General features: G+C 73.2%; 11 protein-coding genes. 6 read left to right on the top strand and 5 right to left on the bottom strand.

The genetic code is table 11. The features are described from left to right. Positions 1-145: 145 nt before the first annotated feature. Positions 146-1,501, bottom strand: a complete 1,356-nt coding sequence (locus ACFYS8_RS35370) for an MFS transporter (protein ID WP_387649436.1) — start codon at positions 1,499-1,501, stop codon at positions 146-148. Positions 1,502-1,717: 216 nt separating this feature from the next. Continuing rightward, positions 1,718-3,484, bottom strand: coding sequence for an oleate hydratase (locus tag ACFYS8_RS35365; protein WP_387649434.1), 1,767 nt, complete (start codon positions 3,482-3,484; stop codon positions 1,718-1,720). A gap of 219 nt (positions 3,485-3,703) precedes the next feature. Between ACFYS8_RS35365 and ACFYS8_RS35360 the strand changes: the two genes are divergently transcribed. Continuing rightward, positions 3,704-4,594: an NUDIX domain-containing protein gene (locus ACFYS8_RS35360; protein WP_387649432.1), complete on the top strand. Its 891-nt coding sequence runs from the start codon at positions 3,704-3,706 to the stop codon at positions 4,592-4,594. 7 nt (positions 4,595-4,601) lie between these two features. Here ACFYS8_RS35360 and ACFYS8_RS35355 read toward each other — a convergent pair whose 3' ends face one another. Then, positions 4,602-5,192 (bottom strand): hypothetical protein, encoded by a 591-nt coding sequence (locus ACFYS8_RS35355; protein WP_387649429.1) that lies wholly within the window; start codon positions 5,190-5,192, stop codon positions 4,602-4,604. 180 nt (positions 5,193-5,372) lie between these two features. Between ACFYS8_RS35355 and ACFYS8_RS35350 the strand changes: the two genes are divergently transcribed. After that, the gene (locus ACFYS8_RS35350; RefSeq protein WP_387649426.1) at positions 5,373-5,954 is read left to right on the top strand and encodes a hypothetical protein; all 582 of its coding nucleotides are present in this window, start codon (positions 5,373-5,375) and stop codon (positions 5,952-5,954) included. Here ACFYS8_RS35350 and ACFYS8_RS35345 read toward each other — a convergent pair. Then, positions 5,933-9,697: a helix-turn-helix domain-containing protein gene (locus tag ACFYS8_RS35345; RefSeq protein ID WP_387649423.1), complete on the bottom strand. Its 3,765-nt coding sequence runs from the start codon at positions 9,695-9,697 to the stop codon at positions 5,933-5,935. The two genes, ACFYS8_RS35350 and ACFYS8_RS35345, sit on opposite strands and share 22 nt — an antisense overlap. 246 nt (positions 9,698-9,943) lie before the next feature. On the opposite strand from ACFYS8_RS35345, the gene ACFYS8_RS35340 reads away from it, so the two are divergent. The 4 genes from ACFYS8_RS35340 (at position 9,944) to ACFYS8_RS35325 (ending at position 14,276) form a co-directional block, all read left to right on the top strand. Continuing rightward, on the top strand, positions 9,944-10,687 hold the full coding sequence (locus tag ACFYS8_RS35340; protein WP_387649420.1) for a glycoside hydrolase family 25 protein: 744 nt from the start codon (positions 9,944-9,946) through the stop codon (positions 10,685-10,687). 39 nt (positions 10,688-10,726) lie between these two features. After that, positions 10,727-11,278, top strand: a complete 552-nt coding sequence (locus tag ACFYS8_RS35335) for a hypothetical protein (RefSeq protein WP_387649417.1) — start codon at positions 10,727-10,729, stop codon at positions 11,276-11,278. A 429-nt stretch (positions 11,279-11,707) separates the two neighbouring features. Continuing rightward, the gene (locus ACFYS8_RS35330) at positions 11,708-13,672 is read left to right on the top strand and encodes a putative Ig domain-containing protein (protein WP_387649414.1); all 1,965 of its coding nucleotides are present in this window, start codon (positions 11,708-11,710) and stop codon (positions 13,670-13,672) included. Between the two features lie 145 nt (positions 13,673-13,817). Continuing rightward, positions 13,818-14,276 carry a hypothetical protein gene (locus tag ACFYS8_RS35325; protein ID WP_387649412.1) on the top strand — a complete coding sequence of 153 codons (459 nt, stop codon included), beginning with the start codon at positions 13,818-13,820 and terminating at the stop codon, positions 14,274-14,276. A gap of 244 nt (positions 14,277-14,520) precedes the next feature. On the opposite strand, the gene ACFYS8_RS35320 is transcribed toward ACFYS8_RS35325, so the two are convergent. Next, a complete protein-coding gene (locus ACFYS8_RS35320) occupies positions 14,521-15,924 on the bottom strand; it encodes an amidase (RefSeq protein WP_387649409.1) in 1,404 nt (467 codons plus the stop codon). Positions 15,925-16,041: the final 117 nt, after the last annotated feature.

The raw sequence follows: 16,041 nt of genomic DNA, 5'->3' as shown, positions 1-16,041 counted from the left end.
GTCACTCCATTCATCGGCCGGCTCCGGCTGAACCGAACGATGCACTGCCGTGCAGGCCCGCGTCCAGAGCCGCACCGGGGTCGGCAGCGTCTGGTCCGCCGGCGTTCGCCCACCGCCGTCGGCGACGCGTTCGGGGTGGTGGAGCTCAGCTCGAAGTGACGGACGGCGCGGGCGAGTCGATGGCGACGGTGCTCGCGGTGCCCAGCCGGGCCGCGCTGAAGTGGCGCTGTGCGTACGCGGCGACGGTGGTGGCGGCGCCCAGGGCGAGCCAGCCGAGGGGGCCGGTCGCGAGGACCGCGCCGGTCAGGAGGAGGGGGCCGGCTGCCTTCTCGGTGGACTGGGCCATGCCGGCCACGCCGAGGTACTCGGGGCGGGCCCGTTCCGGGGCCAGGGCCACCGACAGCTCCCAGGAGACCACCGAGCGGATCAGTTCGGCGAAGGTCACCAGCACCGCTGCGACCAGCAGCAGCGCCGAGGCGAGGACCGGCCCGGTCCCGTACGCCGCGGCGGCCGCCGCGCAGCAGCCGAGCAGCGTGAAGCCGTACACCGGCACCGCGCGCACCGCCTGGCGGGGCGTCCGGACGGCGGCCGAGACGCGGAGTTGGGCGGCCACCACCAGCACCGTGTTGATCGCCAGGAAGGCCGGGACGAGTGCGTGCGGCGCGTGGGTGGCGTGGATCAGCCACAGTGGCAGGCCGACGTTCAGGATCGCGTCGTCGATGGTGAGTGCGCAGTCCAGGGCGACGAAGCGCAGGTAGCCGCCGTCGCGCCACGGGCTCGGGCGGGGCCCGGTGCCGGCGTTCGGGGCGGGTTGGCCGGATCCGGCGACCACCCGGCCCTCGTGGCGCGGCTCCCGGATGCCCGCCACCAGGGCGGCCGACAGCAGGAAGGAGAGCACGTCCGCGAGCAGTAGCGCCCGGTACGCGGCCGGGGTGCCGACCGCGAGGCCGATCGCGGCCAGGCCCGCGCCCGCCGCGTAGCCGGCGTTCATCGCCGTCCGGGACAGCGCCCGGTACACCGAACGCCGGTCGCCCGCCGCGTCGGTGGCGAACAGCATCTCCATCGCGCGGGCCGCCCGGTCGCCCAGCGCGGTCACCGCGACCAGGGCGAGCAGCGCGCCGAACGAGGAGCAGAGCAGTATCGCCGCGAGCGCCACCGACCGCAGCAGGTGGCACCCGATCAGCACCGGCCGGCTCCCGAGGCTCGCGGCCAGCCGCCCGGCGAGCGGCGAGCCGGCGATCCCGGCCACCGAGGCGACGCCGAGCAGCAGCCCGACCTGGCCGGCCGTCAGCCGCTCCACCTCGGTGAAGTACAGCACGCAGGCCGCTGCCCACACCCCCGACCCGGTCCGGTCGGTGAACACCGTCAGCAGCATGGTCCGCCCGGCCGCGCCCCCTGGCGGGTTGCGCAACTGGGCCAGCAACCCCGCCCCGCCGTCCCTGCTTCCCGTCGCCATCGCCGCCACCCCGTCCACGCCGTCGTTCTTCCGTACCGGGAGCACTCTGCCGGAGAAGTCTCTCGATATCAAGATGCTTGATGTCGAGATGTTGTGCGACGGGGGTGCGGCGGAAGTGTGGCATTGACGGTGTGTGATGCCTGGGGCGTTCACCCACGCGTGGACCCGCAGGGCGTCGAGGTGGCCCGTTCGGTTCGACGCACCGAGTAGTCGCGCCGGTGCCCCGGACCCGATCGGGTCCGGGGCACCGTATGCGGAGGGTCACTCGGGGAGCAGGTTGTACTCGCTCAGCAGCTCGCCGATCTCCGAGGTCTCCAGCCGCTTGTTCAGCCGCTTGCGCAGCGCGTGGGGGCCGGGCAGTGCCACCGGCTTGCCGTCGCGCAGCCGGCTCGCCGCGTTCAGCAGCGCCCGCACGTCGTACGTCGAGTTGAACACCTCGGGGATGCCGCGCTCCACGCCGAGCAGGCGGTACGCGGCCTCCATGCCGGTGCGCACCGAGTACTCGGTGGTGAAGATGCAGTCCCGGTCGCCGGCCTCCGCGAACTGGCCGATGAAGGCAAAGTTCACCGCGCCCGGCGGCACCACGTCCGGCCGGTCGCCGGCCTGGCGGGGCATGAAGAACGACGTCACGTACGGCATCATCACCGGCACGCACTTGGCCGCCTCCGCCGCCAGCTTGTCGATGTGCTCCACCGGAACGCCCAGGTGGTACAGCCACTCGCGGGTGATCTCCTCGCCGGTGCACTCCTGCATCGGCTTCTTCACGTAGTCGCCGGGCACGTCCACGAACAGCGAGTACAGCCACACCACGATCTGGTCCTTCGGCTGCTGCTTGAAGTGCGGCTGCCGGTTGACCGTCCAGCTCAGCAGCCAGGACGAGTCGCGGGCGGTGACGATGCCGCCGGTCACCACCCGGCCCGAGAACGGGTCGCGCTTGCAGACCTTCTGGATGTACTCCGGGATCCGGTGGTCCAGCGTGGTGACCGTCGCCGACTCCCACTTGGTCTGCGGGACGTGCGCGCCGAACACGTCCGGACGGCCGAAGTCCGGGTGCTTCGCCGCGATCCGCCGCCACAGGTCCCAGGCCGGCGCCGGGCCCTCCTTCAGCTTCGCCGGGGTGTGCTGGTCGCCGTTGTCGGAGTTCTCGGTCAGCGAGCCGATGGTGGTGAACAGCAGGTCGTCGGCGGTCAGTTGAACCCCGCCCGGCTCACCGCCGGAGACCCAGTGCAGCGCCGTCGCCTGCTTCCGGCCGTCCGTGAAGGAGAAGTCGACGTCGGTGACCTCGGTGTCGTACTGGAACACCACACCCTGGTCCATCAGCCACCGCACCAGCGGCAGCACCAGCGATTCGTACTGGTTGTACTTGGTGAACTTCAGCGCCGAGAAGTCCGGCAGACCGCCGATGTGGTGCACGAAACGGTGCAGGTAGAGCTTCATCTCCAGCGCCGAGTGCCACTGCTCGAAGGCGAACATGGTCCGCCAGTACAGCCAGAAGTTCGACGACAGGAAGTCCTCGCCGAACACCTCGTCGATCCGCTTGCCCTCCATCTCCTGACGCGTCGCCAGGAACACCTTCAACAGGTCTCGCTGCGCCCGGTCATTGAGCGCGAACAGGCCGTTGGTGCCGGCGTCGCGGCCCTGCTGGTGGGTGACGCGCTGGAGGGAGAAGTTCGGGTCGTCCTTGTTCAGCCAGTAGAACTCGTCGAGGACACTGGCCCCCTCGATCTCGATCGACGGGATCGAGCGGAACAGGTCCCACAGGCACTCGAAGTGGTTCTCCATCTCGCGGCCGCCGCGGACCACGAACCCGCGCTCCGGCTCCTTGATGCCGTCCAGCGCGCCGCCCGGAATCCGCTGCTGCTCCAGGATGGTGATCCGCTCGCCCGCCAGTTGTCCGTCCCGGACCAGGAATGCCGCGCCCGCCAACGACGCCAGCCCCGAGCCGACGAACCACGCCCGCTTGCCGTCCACTCCCGCGGGCTTGCGCGGCCGGGCGAACGCCTCGTAGTTGCCGCTGCTGTAGTACATCGACGCACTCCCTCATCCGTTCCACGGGCCGACCAAGATCGCCGGCCCCAGGTCCCACCCAACCCGTCCTTACATCCGCGCGCACGGCGGGTTGCCCGCATTGCGCCGTCTGGGTGAATTTGGCTGCCGCAGGGTTCCGGCGGATCCCGCGCCGGGCATTGGCATGCGCCGCACCGCTGCCTAGGGTCGAAGACAGGCGCACGCGGACAGGGGGACACCGTGACCGGATACCACGACCTCAGCGAACCCATCGGCCAGTACCTGCGCCGGACCGCCCTCACCAGCAGCCACGGCGCCCTCTACTTCACCGACCGGCACGGCCACCCGTTCCACCTGCGCTCCGCCCACGACCCCGACCGCTGGCAACTGCCCGGCGGCGACACCCGAACCGGCGAAACCCCCTGGCAGAGCGCCCGGTCGAGGGCCCGCGAGCAACTCGGAATCGACGTCGAAACCGAACGCCGCCTGCTCGCCGTCCTGCACCACGCACCCACCACCCAGCGGCCACTCGCCGCCACCGACTACATCTTCGACGGCGGCACCCTCGACGACGACCAACTGCACCGCATCCGCCTCACCACCGCCCACACCGACTGGGCCGTCGACACCCTCTGGCGCTGGCGCAACCGGATGCGACCCCAGGACCACCGCCGGCTGATGCTCGTCGACCGCGCCCGCCGCGCCCGCACCACCCTGTACGCCGAGGACACCGACCCCGGCGCCGACGCCTTCGAAGGCGTCCTCGTCCTCGTCACCACCCCCGCCCGCGACCGCGTCCTGCTCAACCTCCGCGACGACCACCCCGGCATCGCCTGGCCCGGCCACTGGGCCCCCATCGGTGGCTGGCGCGAAGGCCACGAAAGCGCCCACGACTGCGCCACCCGCGAAATCCGCGAAGAAGCCGGCATCACCGTCACCGCGCTGCGCCCACTCGACGCGCCGCGCCACCCGCTGATCGCCGACACCACCACCGTTCTGCACGCCGTCTACGACGGACCCGAGGGCGCCCTCGTCCTCGGCGAGGGCCAGGCCGTCCGGCTGGTGCGCCGGGAGGAGATACCCGCCCTGCGCACCCCGCCGTACCTGGCGCACTACCTGGCCCACCTCTGACGCGCCACTACACCTCCTGGACGACCACGCCGTCCGCGTCGCACACCCGGATCCGCAGGCCGAACTCCTCGCGCAGCGCCGCCGCCTGGGCCGGGGTGGCCAGCAGGTGGAGGTCGTCCCCGCAGGTTTCGTCGGCGGGGACGGGGTGGAAGACCCGGGGGTCCGCACCGCCCGGCTCGAGGTCGCCGATGCCCAACTCGATGGCCCCCAGGTCGAGGTAGTCGTCGGACGGCTGGTCGATCCACCACGACTTCGCCACGCCGTTGACCTTGAAACGGAGCTCCCGGGTGTCGCCGATCTCGCCGACCAGTTCCACCCCGGTGACCGTGACCGCGCCGCCGATGATCCGTGCCGCGTTCCTGAGGACGGACTCGTAGGCGCTCTCCGCGAAGTCGACGTCCTCGCCGTGCGCCCGCACCGCGACGCCGCACTCGTCCAGCACCCCGGCCAACTCCTGGGCGCGCCGCTCCGGTCGGGGCTCGCCCCAGGCCGCGGTCGACGCGACCTGCTCGTCCGCCGTCTGACGGTCGATCATGCCGAGTCCGTGCAGGCGCACGACCAGGCGCTGGTAGGTGTTCATCCCCGTGTTGTTCTCCATGCCCGGGATCCTGACATCCCGTTAGGACAGAGCCGGCGCATGTTCCGTGGTGGATACGGGAGTTGGCGAAATGTCAATAGTCGGTATCCGGACGTTTGGTGTGATGGGTGCGCCAGGTGGATAGGCTTGCGGGCAGCACGGCCGGAACGGCCGCTTCACCGAGGGGGAATCCACACCGAAATGTCGTACCTGCGCACCTTCCTGCCCTGGATCGTCTTCGCGGTGATCCCGTCCGCCCAGTGGCAGTGGGCCGCCCTGGCCGGTCTGGTCGTCGCCTCGGCCGTCATCCTCCAGCAGCGCAGGGCCGGAGCCGCCTGGGACGCGCTGATCATCGAACTCGGCTCCGCGCTGTACTTCGCCGCGCTCGCCGTACTCGCCTTCGCCGACCCGCACTCCGGCATCCGCGACTACTCCGCGACGCTCTCCTCCGCCTGCCTCGCCGTCATCGCCGGCACCTCGCTGCTGATCGGCAAGCCGTTCACGCTCGGCATCGCCAAGCGCAGCACCCCGCCCGAGATCTGGCCGCTCAAGCCGTTCATCCGGGTCAACGTGATCATCACCTCGGTGTGGACGGCCGCGTTCGCGATCACCGCCGTCGTCCTGGGCGTGCTCGCCCACGCGGGCCACGGCCACTCGCTGGCCTCGCTGCTGGTCCAGCTCGCCGGGTTCGCCGTGCCGATGGTCTTCACCGTCCGCTACGTCGCCCTGGTGCAGTCACGCCGGCCCGACGGCCCGTCGGGTCAGCCGCAGTCCGGGCGGTAGCCGACGGCAGGCAGCAGCCGCGACCACTCGTCGCGGGGGAGCGGGGCCCGCAGCACCGCGCAGGCCCGCGCCACCGCGGCGTCCGGCGACAGGCTCCACAGCGGGGCGGTGCCGTCGTCGCCGCCGACCAGGGCCCGGCCGTCGGGCAGGAACGCGAGACCGTTCAGCGACTGCGCCGGGCCGGTGAGGGTGGTGGCCGGGGCGTTCGGGTGCGCGGTGTCCCAGCGGCGCAGCCGGCCCTCGCGGCCGACCGCCGCCAGCGCCCGGCCGTCCCGGGCGAACGCCAGCGCCAGCACCGTGTCGTCCAACGAGCGCCGGGCGGTGTCCAGTCGCGCACCGGTGCGGGTGTCCCACACATTCACCAGCCGGTCGTTCCCGGCGGTCGCCAGGTAGCGGCCGTCCGGGCTGACGGCCAGCCGGCGCACCTGATCGGCGTGCCCGTAGGCGCTGGCGCGGACCGGCCGCCCCGGATCGGCGACGGTGAGCAGGCGGACGAACTGCGAGTCACCGGCGAACGCCAGCTCGGCGCCGTCACCGAGGAACACCAGGGCGTGGACGCGGTCGTCGTTCGCGGGCCGGCGCTCCTGCAACGGCGAGCCGTCCGGCGGGCCGAGCAGCAGCCGGCCGGATCTGGTGCCCACCGCCAGCTGCGACCCGTCGGGGCTCAGCGCGACCGCCGACACCCGGCCCGTCACCCGCAGCGAGGCCCGCACCGCGCCGTCCGCCGCACCGCGGACCTGCACCGCGCCGCTGTCGGTGCCGCTCGCCAGGGCGCGGCCGCCCCGGTCGAAGGCCAGCGCGGTGACCGCGCTGCCCGACGGACCCGTGACATCGATCGGACGCGGCACCGGCCCGCCCACGTCCCACAGCGCGAGCCGGCCGTCGGCGGTGCCGACCGCCGCCCGGTCCCCGGCCGCGGCGACGGCCGTGACCTGTGGATGCTCCGGCCACGGCGCCAGATCCGTGCCCCGCCGCAGATCCCAGACCAGCACACTGCCCGGCGGCGAACCGAACGCGGCCGAGGTGACGACGGTACGGCCGTCCCGGCCGATCGCCGCGCCCAGCACGAACGTCGGATGGCCGTGCAGCTCGGCCGCCACCCGGCCGGTCGCCACGTCCCACACCCGGGCGGTGGCGTCGTCGCCCGCGGAGACCAGGGTGGCGCCGTCCGGCGTCAGGTCCAGCGCGTTCACCGAACCGACATGACCGGGCGGCAGGTCAGTGGCCGGCCACTGCTGCGGCCCGGTGTCCGGGGCCCCCGCATGCCACAACCGGATCCCGCCCTGCTCGTCGCCGACCGCCAGCAGCCCGCCGCCCGCCGCGAACGCCAGCGACCGGGGCGACGGCGAGCGGCCCGCGAACACCACCGGCGCACCGCCGTCCCGCCGCGGCGGCGCGTCCACGTCCCGCACCAGCACCGCGCCGCCGACATCCGCCGAGGCCAACTGGTGGCCGGCGCCGAACGCCAACCCCTGGATCGCGCCCGCATGGTCCGCCAGCGTCCGCACCGGCGGCGCCGCACCCGCGTCCGTGCGCCACACCCACACCTGGCCCAGCAGCGCCTTGTCGCCGGAGCCCGCCGCCAGCAGCGCGCCGTCCCGGCTGAACGCCAGCCGCTTGGCCTTCGCCGGCCTGCCCTCGCCGTTCACGGGCATCACCGGGGCGGGCAACGGCGCCCGGTCGGCCACCCGCCACAGCAGGATCCGGCGCCGCTCGTCGCCCGTGAGCGCGGCGGCCAGCACCGACCCGTCCGGGCCGAACTCCAGATCCTGCACCGGATGCCCGACCTCCCCCTGGAGCTCGGCGACCCGCGCGGTGGTCGCGGAATCCCACAGCGTCACCCGGCCCTGCGCGTCACCCGTGGCGACCAGCTTCCCGTCCGGGCTCAGCGCCAGCCCGTTCACCCCGTATTCGAAACCCGGGATCCGCCCCGCCAGGTACTGGCCCTGGGTGCTCAGCACCGCGTCGTCCGCCTCCCGGCGCAGCTCCGGAACGCCCGCCTCGGCGATCCGGCGCGCCGCCACCGACTGCCACAGCGCCCCGTACGGGTCGCGGGACGAACTGCGCTGCGCCTCGGAGAGCAGCACCAGTGCGCTGCGGCCGTCCGTCGCCGCTTCCGCCCGCTCGTGCTCCTGCCGCAGCAGGTCGCCGGCGAGCGCCGCCGCGACCAGCAACAGGGCCAGAATGCCCGCCAGTTGACGCCGGGTCCGGACCCGGCGGCGCTCCGCCCGGCGCTCCTGGTCGGCGCGGTGCGCGGCGGCGGCCAGGAAGTCCCGCTCCACCGGTGCCAGTCCGCGCCCGCCGTCGGACGCCGCCCAGGCCCGGACCACCTCCAGCCTGCTGCCCCGGGGCAGCAGGGCCTCCTCGCGGCCCGACGCCGCCCAGTTCTCGGCGTCCTGGGTCAGCTGCTGATGCAGTCTCAACTCGTCGCGGCTGTCCTCGATCCAGCCGCGCAGCCGCGGCCAGGCCCGCAGCAGCGCCTCGTGGGAGAGCGTCGCGCCGGCCGCGTCCAGGGTGATCAGCCGGTCGTCCGCGAACGACGCCAGCACCTGCTCCACCTGGCCCGGCTCGGCGTCGGCCGCCGCCAGCTGCGACAGTTCGGCGCGCCGCCGCGACACCTGACCGTCCGGCCCGAGGTGGACCAGCCGCAGCAGCACCCGGCGGGCCGCCACCCGGGCCGGACCGTCCAGCCGCGACCAGGCCCGCTCCGCCGTCAGCGCCACCGAACCGTGCAGGCCGCCGATCGCCCGGTAGCCGGACAGCGACAGCGCCCGCCCGCAGCGCTGCTGCCACACCGCGCGCAGCGCGTGCGCGAGCAGCGGCAGCGCCCCCGGGTCGTAGGCGCCGCTGTCCGGGGCGCCGGCCGCGGCGCCGTCCAGGCCCAGATCGGCCAACAGCACCTCCAGCAGGCCAGGCTCCAGCTCCAGCCGGGCCGTGCGGGCCGGTGCGGTGATCGCCCGGCTCAACTCCTCGGCGCTCATCGGCCCCAGCGCGAGCTGACCGCGGCGCACCGCCGCCAACACGCCCTGGTGCGCCAGCGCGTGCCCGTACAGGTCGGCCCGCAGGCCCAGCACCACCAGCCGGTTGCCGTCCGGTCCGGCCTCCTCGCACAGCCGGTCCAGGAACGCCCGCCGCTCACCCGGATCGGCGCACAGCGTGAACAACTCCTCGGCCTGGTCGACGATCCAGACCGGGCAGGCGCCCCGGGCGAGCGCGTTCAGCCGCGCCATCGGTTCGGCAGTGGGGGAGAAGACCTCGGCGTCGACCGCCCCCAGCGCCGGCAGCGCGCCGCGCCGCAGGGACGGCACCAGCCCCGCCCGCAACAGCGAGGACTTGCCCGCACCCGACGGGCCCACCACCGCGACCGGGCCGCCCCGGTCCGCCAGTCGCTCGCCCAGCAGCGCCAGCAACTCCGCGCGCGCCCGGTCCCGCCCGTGGAACCAGCGCTCGTCCTCCGCCCCGAAACTCGCCAGCCCCGGGTACGGGCACTGACCGCGCACCGCCAGCTCCAGCAGCGCGCCACCCGTCCGCAACGCCTGGTCGCAGGCCCGCGCGAACGCCGCCGTGGGCGGCTTGTCGCCGCTCTCCACCTTGCTGATGTGGCTCTTGTCGTAGTGCACCTGACGGGCCAGCTTCTCCTGCGAGAGCCCGGCCGACTGCCGCCGCTCCCGCAGCACCGCCCCGAACCCGGCCCCGCGCCCACCCTGCCCGGGCACCCGCCCGCGATCGCCCTCGGTGCTCACCGCGACCCCGCCTCCCTCGACTCCACCCCACCCAACGAGCCCGCCCGACCCCGGACACGGGGCGCCGCGCCACCCGGGAGGCCGTCAGGAAACGGGCAGGTGGGAGGGGTTGTCGAGGTGCCGGGCCCGGACGACAACCGGCAACCGGTGCGCGGGCGGCATCCGGCGGGCAACGCTGTCACCGGGGCCGCAGCAATCACCGCCGCACTGACGCTCCGTCACCACCGCACCCAGGAGGACCTGCCCATGACGCCCACCCGTCGCGCCGCCTGCTTGCTGGCGCTCGCAGCATTCGGACCGGCCGCCCCCGCCGACGCCGCCGGCGGCCCTCAGACCTACACCGTCCGCGGCTTCGACAGCTCGCACCACAACCACGAGACCACGAACGGAGAGAAGGCCTACGACTGGCCCACGATCGCCCACGACGGCCAGCAGTTCGTCTGGCTCAAGGCCACCGAAGGCACCGGCACCGTCGACAACTGGTTCACCCGAGACCTGGCCGGCGCCCGCTCCGCCAACCTGATCCACGGCGCCTACCACTACTTCCGCCCCGACCAGGACGGCGCCGCCCAGGCCGACCACTTCCTCGACACCCTCCGCGGCGCCGGCCACACCGGCACCAAGCCGGGCGAACTGCCACCCGCCGTGGACGTCGAGGCATGCACCCGTGACGGCCACCGGCTGCAACTCGCCCAGCTGGGGGCCTTCCTCCGGCGCGTCGAACACGCCACCGGCAGCGCACCGGCCGTCTACACCCGCCGCGACATCGTCGACGACTGCCTCGGCGGAACGAAGGACCTGGCCGGCCACCCCAGCTGGCTCGCCCGCTACGGCACCACCGAACCCCGCCCGCTGCCCGGCGCCACCACCTGGGACTTCTGGCAGCACAGCGACCACGCCCAACTGCCCGGCACCGCCGGCCTCCCGATGGACGCCGACGTCTTCCACGGCGACCGCGCCGCCCTGCGCCGCCTCGCCCACCTCGGCTGACCGAACCTCAACCCCCCACCCCGAAAAGGAAACACCACCATGAACCGCACCCACCGCCGGAGCATCACCGCCCTCGTCCTGCTCGGCACCCTGGCCCTCGGCACCCCCACCCTCGCCACCGCCGCGGACACCGTCACCACCACCCGGGCCGCCGACGCCCCGAAGACCACCCGCGCCGAGGAGATCCGCCGCGCCAAGGCCTGGCTGACCGCCGACCACGGCAAGCCCGTTCCCTACAGCCAGCACAAGACCTGGTCGGACGGCTACCGCCAGGACTGCTCCGGCTACGCCTCGATGACGCTGCGCCTGCCCAAGTCCGGCCCGAACACCGTCGCGCTGAAGAACGACGGCTGGACCAGGGCGATCAAGATGTCCGAACTGCGGCAGGGCGACCTGGTCATCAAGGCCAACAGCAGCGACCCCGACCACCGCCACGTGGTCATCTTCGACAGCTGGGACAACAGCAAGCACACCTCCTACCACGCCTACGAGCAGGCGGGCGGCGTCGGCACCCGCTACACCACGCACACCTACGGCCTCAAGGACGGCGACGGCTACCACGCCCACCGCCCCGCCAACCTGACGGACTGACAACCCACCGGCCGGGCTTCTTCACTGCGACCAGAATTCAAAAACCTCGCAAAGGGGCGGTACTGAATTCCACCCGAACAGCCAAGAACAGGGATGCCAACTTGAAAACTGTTGACGCCGCCGGAGAGTGAAGCCCCGCACCGGCACGCGCCTCCACCTGCGTGAACAAGGTTCCTGAGTTTTCCCTTAACCGGGTCCATTGACTGTCCATCGGCAGCTCTGCTTTGCTTCAGGCCGCAGACGGACGACCGGCCCCGTACGAGGCTCCGTCAATTCGCCTGCCGCCACCGGAAATACGGAATGCCGCGTATTTCCGTGGGCGGCAATCGTTCCCGGTCGTGCCCCACCGTCCGCTCCCGCCCCCAGGTTTATCGGCCGCACTGCGCCCCACCGAGGTACGGGCGGCCGGAGGAGAGAGGCTCCCCACCCATGGGTATGACCCCCACCGCCATGCGTTCGAGGATGGCGGCGCTGACCGCCGCCGCCTCGCTCGCGCTCGCCGCCGCCGGCCTCGCCGCCACCGCGGCCCCGGCGAACGCCGCCACCCCCGAGCCGGCCGCCGTGCCGTCGGTCTCCGGCCAGGCGCACCACGGCTCCGCCGGAACCGGAGGCGTCTCCAACGAGTTCAACCCGTTCGCCCCGGCGCAGACCAACAGCACCGTCCCGGGCGTCAAGCAGCACGCCAAGCAGAAGCAGGACCAGATAGCCCACCAGCTGCAGGCCGCGGCCACCGGCCAGCAGACCCTGTCCTACGGCGGCGGCGTCGACGGCATCGGCGTGCAGAGCGGCCACTCCAAGGTCTACCTGGTGTTCTACGGCAACCAGTGGGGTTCCCAGGGAACCGACGCCAACGGCAACCTGACGTTCTCCAACGACGCGGCGGGCGCCGCGCAGGCCGCGCAGAACATGTTCAAGGGCATCGGCACCAACGGCGAGACCTGGTCCGCCGACCTCACCCAGTGGTGCGACGGCCCGAACGTCGCCTCCGGCGCGGTCTCCTGCCCGTCGAACGCCGCGTTCATCCCCTACCAGACCGGCGGCGTGCTCTCCGGCGTCTGGTACGACAACGCGGGTGCCTCCCCGGCCTCCTCCACCGGCCACCAGCTCGGCGTGGAAGCCGTCAACGCGGCCGCCCACTTCGGCAACACCACCGCCGCGGCCAACCGCGACGCGTACTACGTGGTGCTGTCGCCGAAGGGCACCAACCCGGACAACTACCAGAGCCCGACCCAGGGTTACTGCGCCTGGCACGACTACAACGGCGACACCACCCTCACCGGCGGCGCCGTCACCTCCAACTACGGCGACATCGCGTTCTCCAACCAGCCGTACAACATCGACATGGGCTCCTCGTGCGGCGTCGGCTTTGTCAACTCGCCCGGAACCCTGGACGGCTGGACGATGACCCTCGGCCACGAGTGGCACGAGATGATGTCCGACCAGAACCCGGCCGGCGGCTGGACCAACCACGTCTCCGGCTCCTCGTACAACGGCCAGGAGAACTCCGACGAGTGCGCCTGGCTCCAGCCCGGCACCGCCGGCGGCGCCGCCAACGTCAGCTTCGGCTCGTACGGCACCTTCGCCGAGCAGGCCAGCTGGTCGAACGACACCAACTCCTGCGCCATCACGCACGCCATCCTCACCCACGGCGGCGGCACCACCAACACCGTCACGGTGACCAACCCCGGCACCCAGAGCGGCACCGTCGGTACCGCCGCCAGCCTGCAGATCCACGCCACCGACTCGGCGTCCGGCCAGACCCTGACCTACGCGGCCACCGGCCTGCCGGCCGGCCTGTCGATCAACTCCTCGACCGGCCTGATCTCCGGCACCCCGACCGCCGCGGGCACCTCCTCGGTGACCGTCAGCGCCACCGACACCACCGGCGCGGCCGGCTCCACCAGCTTCAGCTGGAGCGAGGCCGGCACCGGCGGCGGCACCTGCACCGCCGGCCAGCTGCTCGGCAACGCCGGCTTCGAGACCGGCACCGCCGCGCCGTGGACCACCAGCGCCGGCGTGGTCGACAACTCCACCTCCCAGCCCGCCCACAGCGGCTCCTGGAAGGCCTGGCTGGACGGCTACGGCTCCGCCCACACCGACACCGTCGCCCAGACGGTGACCATCCCGGCCGGCTGCAAGGCCACCTTCAGCTTCTGGCTGCACATCGACACCGCCGAGACCGGCACCACCGCCTACGACAAGCTGACCGTCCAGGCCAACTCCACCACCCTGGCGACCTACTCCAACGTGAACGCCGCCACCGGGTACGTGCAGAAGTCCTTCGACCTGTCCTCCTACGCGGGTCAGAGCGTCACCCTGAAGTTCACCGGCACCGAGGACTCCTCGCAGCAGACCAGCTTCGTGATCGACGACACCGCGCTCAACGTCTCCTGACGCGGTAACAGCCTCCCCCAGGGGGCGCCGGGGCGGGCCCACCACGGGCCCGCCCCGGCGCCGTTGCGCAGGGGATCCAGTAGGGCCGCCGCCGCGTCCCATCACCGCACGCCCGCCGGCCCGACCCGTTCAGAGAGACGAAGCCATGACCCCGAAGCTGATCAAGACCGCCGCAGCCGCCCTGCTCGCCCTCGCCCTTGCCGCGCTGAGCGCCTGTGGGTCCGCCACGACCACCGCCGCAGGCCCGGCGACCGCCTCCACCGGCGCCACCGCCTCCACCGGTCCCGTCGTGCTCGACGAATCCGCCGACCGCACCCACATCACCGTCGCGCCCGGCACCATCGTCCGCACCGAGCTCCACAGCACCTACTGGTCGCCCGCCACCAGCACCGACCCCGGCCTGCTCGCCCCCACCGACGAACCCTCCACCGCCGCCGCGCCCTCCTGCCGCCCCGGCAGCGGCTGCGGCACCGTCACCACCGCCTTCACCGCCCGCACCGCCGGCACGGTCCGGCTGACCGCCCACCGCAGCAGTTGCGGCGAGGCCAAGCCCTGCCCGCCCGGCGGGCAGGACTTCACCGTCGACGTGGACATCACCGGCTGACGGTTCCTCAGGCCCCGCCCCCGCGCGCGTCGTACGCCGCCCGGGCGGCGGCGATCTCCCGCTGGTGCGCCTCCGTCCAGGTGACCAGCGAGCGGATGGTGGAGGCGTTCCGCGCGGCGCTGCTGGTGCCGGTCGCCGCGACGGTGCTCGGCGCCCTGGTCGCCGCCGTCGGCGCGGTGCGACGCCGCGCCTGACGCCCCCACGGCCCCGGCGGGTTGCGGCCCGCCGGGGCCCGGAGATTGCCTCAGAACACCGGGTCGACGGGGGCGAGGATGCCGAGCCGGTCCTCGATCTGCTGGGCGGCGGCGAGGCACAGGTCCTCGCGGAACGGCCTGCCGACGAGCTGGACGCCCGTCGGCAGGCCGTCGCCCACGCCGGTGGGCACCGCGACGGCGGGGACGCCGACGAAACTGGTCACCGAACTCAGCGCCATGGCGGCAGCGACCCGGTCCCGGCCCGCCTGGTCGCGCGACTCCAGACCGGGCTCGACCGGCGGCTCAGTGAAGACCGGGCCGAGCAGCAGCGGGTACTCCGCGATGAACTCCGCCCAGGACCGGCGGATGTTCGTCCAGGTGCCCATCAGCGCGATCAGCCGGGCGGCGTCGACCGGCGGCACCTTGCGCATCGCGAAGCCGATGTAGCGGTCGCCGCCCTCGCCGAGCACCTGCCGGACGGCGGGCCAGGCGGGCGCGAACTCGGTGTTGGTGAGCTGCTGGTAGGCCTCGAACGCCTCGGCCATCCGGGGCGCGTCGGGCACCTCGCGCACTTCGTACCCCGCGTCCGCCAGCGCCCCGGCGGCCCGCTCGACGGCCCGGCGGACGGTCGGGTGGACGCCGAGCCCGCCCGGGTCGGTGACCACGGCGACTTTCGGCGGAGCGTCGAACGGACGGCCGTACAGCGGCGCCGGAACGGCACGCGGATCGCGCGGGTCGGGCCCGGACAGCGCCTCGTACGCGATCCGCAGGTCGGCCACCGTCCGGGCCAACGGGCCGTCGTGGACCAGCAGTTGGGAGGCCGGCCCGGGGTCGTCCGGGCCCAGGATGCGCTGGTCGGCGGCGAACCGCCCGGCGGACGGCTTGAGCGCCGCGACGCCGCAGAACACGGCGGGGATGCGGACCGAGCCGCCGGAGTCGTTGCCGAGCCCCAGCGCGGCCATCCCGGTGGCCACCGCCACCCCGTCCCCGCCGCTGGTGCCGCCGGGCGTGCGCCCCGGGTCCCACGGGTTGAGGGTCTCGCCGTACAGCTCGCTGCGCGGGTGCATGCCGGACAGGATCAGCGTCGGCATGTTGCTGTGGCCGAGCGGGATCGCCCCGGCCGCCCGCAGCCGGGCCACCGAGATCGCGTCCTCCGGGGCGATCATGTGGGCGAAGCGGGGCGTGCCGAACGTGGTCGCCACCCCCTCGATCCGGATGCACTCCTTGACCGTGAACGGCACCCCGGCCAATGGACCGAGTTCCTCGCCGGCGGCCCGGCGCCGGTCGAGCAGGCGGGCCTCGGCACGGGCCCGGTCGGCGAGCAGCTGGGTGATGGCATTGACCCGCGGGTTCACCTCGGCGATCCGGTCGAGATGGGCGTCCACCACGTCGAGCGCGGACGCCTCGCCGCTGCGGACGGCAGCGGCGAGCTCGGCGGCGGAAAGTTTCCACATGGATCCGGTCCTCCTGGGTTTCTCGGTCGGTTCCGATGCGGTTGCATCGGAACCGAGCCGCACTCTAGCCCGCGAACCGATACACTCGCATCGAATAAAATCGACGGGAGGCCCCAA

Source organism: Kitasatospora sp. NPDC004615 (assembly GCF_042873545.1).
Taxonomy (GTDB): domain Bacteria; phylum Actinomycetota; class Actinomycetes; order Streptomycetales; family Streptomycetaceae; genus Kitasatospora.
The sequence above is the reverse complement of the archived record's forward strand: the minus strand, read 5'-3'. Positions and strand labels throughout refer to the sequence as shown.

Coding starts and splice junctions, on each gene's coding strand:
- ACFYS8_RS35365 (WP_387649434.1), bottom strand. CDS start 3,484: ATGTACTACAGCAGCGGCAACTACGAGGCGTTCGCCCGGCCGCGCAAG.
- ACFYS8_RS35355 (WP_387649429.1), bottom strand. CDS start 5,192: ATGGAGAACAACACGGGGATGAACACCTACCAGCGCCTGGTCGTGCGC.
- ACFYS8_RS35350 (WP_387649426.1), top strand. CDS start 5,373: ATGTCGTACCTGCGCACCTTCCTGCCCTGGATCGTCTTCGCGGTGATC.
- ACFYS8_RS35340 (WP_387649420.1), top strand. CDS start 9,944: ATGACGCCCACCCGTCGCGCCGCCTGCTTGCTGGCGCTCGCAGCATTC.
- ACFYS8_RS35335 (WP_387649417.1), top strand. CDS start 10,727: ATGAACCGCACCCACCGCCGGAGCATCACCGCCCTCGTCCTGCTCGGC.
- ACFYS8_RS35330 (WP_387649414.1), top strand. CDS start 11,708: ATGGGTATGACCCCCACCGCCATGCGTTCGAGGATGGCGGCGCTGACC.
- ACFYS8_RS35325 (WP_387649412.1), top strand. CDS start 13,818: ATGACCCCGAAGCTGATCAAGACCGCCGCAGCCGCCCTGCTCGCCCTC.
- ACFYS8_RS35320 (WP_387649409.1), bottom strand. CDS start 15,924: ATGTGGAAACTTTCCGCCGCCGAGCTCGCCGCTGCCGTCCGCAGCGGC.